2 protein-coding genes and 1 pseudogene are annotated in these 3,651 nt (G+C 70.3%); 1 reads left to right on the top strand and 2 read right to left on the bottom strand.

The genetic code is table 11. From position 1 onward, the window contains the following. Position 1: 1 nt before the first annotated feature. Positions 2-1,582: a methylmalonyl-CoA mutase gene (locus tag HTZ82_RS28390; RefSeq protein ID WP_175412243.1), complete on the bottom strand. Its 1,581-nt coding sequence runs from the start codon at positions 1,580-1,582 to the stop codon at positions 2-4. Positions 1,583-1,802: 220 nt separating this feature from the next. On the opposite strand from HTZ82_RS28390, the gene HTZ82_RS28385 reads away from it, so the two are divergent. Next, positions 1,803-2,723: a L,D-transpeptidase family protein gene (locus tag HTZ82_RS28385; RefSeq protein WP_254712175.1), complete on the top strand. Its 921-nt coding sequence runs from the start codon at positions 1,803-1,805 to the stop codon at positions 2,721-2,723. Between the two features lie 201 nt (positions 2,724-2,924). Here HTZ82_RS28385 and HTZ82_RS28380 read toward each other — a convergent pair. After that, positions 2,925-3,651, bottom strand: a pseudogene (locus HTZ82_RS28380) (hypothetical protein); the annotation flags it as partial.

The raw sequence follows: 3,651 nt of genomic DNA, 5'->3' as shown, positions 1-3,651 counted from the left end.
GTCAGAAGGCGTCGGTGGGGACGTAGGTGCCCCAGACGTCGCGGAGGGCGTTGCAGACTTCGCCGACGGTGGCGCGGGCTTTGAGGGCGTCTTTCATGGGGTAGAGGACGTTGTCGGTGCCTTCGGCGGCCTTCTTCAGCTCGGCCAGGGCGGCGTCGACCGCCTGCTGGTCGCGTTCGGCGCGGAGCCTGGCCAGGCGGGCGGCCTGCTGGGCCTCGATGGCCGGGTCGACGCGCAGGGGCTCGTAGGGCTCTTCCTCATCGAGCTGGAAACGGTTCACACCGACCACGACACGTTCGCCGGAGTCGGTCTCCTGGGCGATGCGGTAGGCGGAACGCTCGATCTCGTTCTTCTGGAAACCGTGCTCGATCGCGCTGACCGCGCCGCCCAGGTCCTCGACCTTCCCCATCAGCTCCAGAGCCGCCGCCTCCACGTCATCGGTCATCTTCTCGATCACATAGCTGCCGGCGAACGGATCGACCGTCGCCGTCACATCCGTCTCATACGCCAGCACCTGCTGCGTCCGCAACGCCAGACGCGCCGACTTGTCCGTCGGCAGCGCGATCGCCTCGTCGAACGAGTTCGTGTGCAGCGACTGCGTCCCGCCCAGCACCGCGCCCAGCCCCTGCACCGCCACCCGCACCAGATTCACCTCCGGCTGCTGCGCCGTCAGCTGCACCCCGGCCGTCTGCGTATGGAAACGCAGCATCCACGACTTCGGGTTCTTCGCCCCGAACTCCTCCCGCATCACCCGCGCCCAGATCCGGCGCGCAGCCCGGAACTTCGCCACCTCCTCCAGGAACGTCGTGCGCGCCACGAAGAAGAACGACAACCGCGGAGCGAAGTCGTCCACGTCCATCCCCGCCGCGACCGCCGTGCGCACGTACTCGATCCCGTCCGCGAGCGTGAACGCGATCTCCTGCGCCGGCGACGCACCCGCCTCCGCCATGTGATAGCCCGAGATCGAGATCGTGTTCCACTTCGGGATCTCCGCCCGGCAGTACTGGAAGATGTCCGCGATCAGACGCAGCGACGGCTTCGGCGGAAAAATATACGTACCCCGCGCGATGTACTCCTTCAGCACATCGTTCTGGATCGTCCCCGTCAGCTTCTCCGCGCTGACCCCCTGCTCCTCCGCCACCAGCTGATACAACAGCAGCAGCAACGCCGCGGGAGCGTTGATCGTCATCGACGTCGACACCCGGTCCAGCGGAATCCCGTCGAACAGCACCCGCATGTCATCGACCGAGTCGATCGCCACCCCCACCTTGCCCACCTCACCATGAGCAATCGGCGCGTCCGAGTCATGCCCCATCTGCGTCGGCAGATCGAACGCCACCGACAACCCCATCGTCCCGTTCGCGATCAACTGCTTGTAACGGGCATTCGACTCCACCGCCGTCCCGAACCCCGCATACTGCCGCATCGTCCACGGACGCCCCGTGTACATCGACCGATACACACCCCGCGTGAACGGATACCCACCCGGCTCGCCCAGCTTCACCGCCGGGTCCCACCCAGCCAGGGCATCCGGCCCGTACACCGGCTCAATGGGCAGTCCCGACTCCGACTCGCGCGCCATGTGCTGTGCCTTCCGGTAGACCTACTCGCAGGTATCCGACCCTCGCGACGGACTGTAGCGGCGGGCGTGCGACCGGTGGAGTGCCGCAGGCTGGGAGCTTGCTCACAGCGTTCCCGCAGCGTGCGTCACAGCATCGTCACAACCGCCCCTGCCCAGGGCAACCACTTCTCCCCGGGAACTATCCCTACGTACGAACGATCCAACACCCCGGGGGGCTGCAATGCACCGTCGTACGTCCGTTGTCCGCAGAGCCGCACTGGCCGCCGCCGCGGTGGCGCTCGCCACCGGCTGCACCGCCCAGGCCGTGGGGGCGGCCGGGTCGGCTTCGCCGTCCGTCTCCGAGACGTCGGGGGCGGGTTCTCCGTCGGCGTCCGCGTCCCCGTCCGCGTCCGCCTCGGGCTCGCCCTCGCCCTCGCCCTCGGCCTCGGCCTCCGAGGCGGAGGCTTCGCCCTCCGCCGCGTCGCCGGACGCTTCCGAGTCGTCCGACGACAAGCCGTCCGGCGCCAAGCCGCTGATGGCCAAGGGCGCCGAGAGCGAGCAGGTACGTGAGCTCCAGGCGCGGCTACGGCAGGCCGGGCACTTCGACCGCAGCCCCACGGCGTTCTACGGCTCCATCACCGCCCGCGCGGTCACCGCGTTCCAGAAGAAGAGCTCCCTGCCGGAGACGGGCTCGGTCGACGAGACGACCTGGCAGAGGCTGCTGGCGACGACCCGCAAGCCGACCGAGAACGAGCTGCGGCCGCCGACCACGCTCGAGCTCGACACCCCGGATCCGCGCTGTATGACGGGCCGTGTGCTGTGCATCAGCAAGGAGAGCCGGACGCTCGCCTGGATGATCGACGGCAAGGTGGTCTCGGCGATGGACGTGCGCTTCGGTGTCGAGGGCACGGAGCTGCAGACCCGCGAGGGTGTCTTCAAGGTGGACCGCAAGGAGCGGAACTGGACGTCGACGCTCTACCACACCCCCATGCCGTACTCGATGTTCTTCAGCCGGGGCCAGGCCGTGCACTACTCGGCCGACTTCGCCGCCAAGGGCTACAACGGCAACTCGCACGGCTGCGTCAACGTCCGGGACAAGGAGCGGCTGGCGAAGATGTTCGACGAGGTGAAGGCCGGCGACAAGGTCGTCGTCCACTGGTGAGAGTCGTCCACTGGTGAGAGATGGGCGCGGGCGGGACCGGGGGAACGTGTCCCGCCCGCGCCAAATGCGCTGAGCCGTAGGTACGGGGGGAACCCCGGCTCCTTGCGCCGCCGATGACCAGTCGGCTCACTCAGTACTGCGTCACGCGGTCGAAAAGTGTCACACCTCTGACGAACGACCGGGAAAGCGCAGGTCAGAGCCTTACGGACGGCTACCACCGGAGGTCTTGCCTCCGGATGCCGCTCCGGATGCCGCCTTGTCGCCGGACGCCGCCTGGCCCGCCTGACCCGCCTTGCCGCCGGACGACGCCTCGCCGCCGGACGTCTTGCCGCCGGCGTTGCCCGTGCCGCGGCCCCCGTCGCTGTCGCCGTCGGCGTCGCGGTCGCCGCTGCCGGTACCGGGGCCGCCCGCGCCCGAACCGGTGCCGGTACCGGTACCGGTACCCGTGCCCGCTTCCGTACCGCCGGTGCCGGGCGTGGTGCCGCCCGTACCGGCCGAGCCGCCCGGCCGGCGGCCCGACAGCACCTGGTCGCAGAACCGCTGGACGCCGCCGCTCGTACGGGCCGCCGCCTCCAGCTGCTGCCGGCGCACGCTGTCGAGGCGGCCGTCCCGGAAGTCGCGGCACGCCTGCGTGGTCCGCTCGGACCAGGTGACCACCGGTGACGGGACCGCGTCCCGGTCCTTGCCGCCGTCCTTCGCTCCACCGCCCGAACCGCCATCGTTGTCAGACGGGTTCGCGGAGTCCTCGCCGGTGCCCGCGCCGTCCCGGCCGTGCGACGGCAGCGGCGACGTGAGCGGCGGCAGGGTGCCCGGGCGCGTGGGGTCGGTGACCGGGCCGTCGCCGTGCGGCGGGGCGCTCGGGTGGCCGTCCGCGGTGGCGTCGGGGTGCGGCGACACGGGGGCGGACGCGGCGGGCACCGGGTCGCTG

The sequence above is a fragment of the Streptomyces sp. TRM64462 genome (assembly GCF_013362995.1).
Taxonomy (GTDB): domain Bacteria; phylum Actinomycetota; class Actinomycetes; order Streptomycetales; family Streptomycetaceae; genus Streptomyces.
The sequence above is the reverse complement of the archived record's forward strand: the minus strand, read 5'-3'. Positions and strand labels throughout refer to the sequence as shown.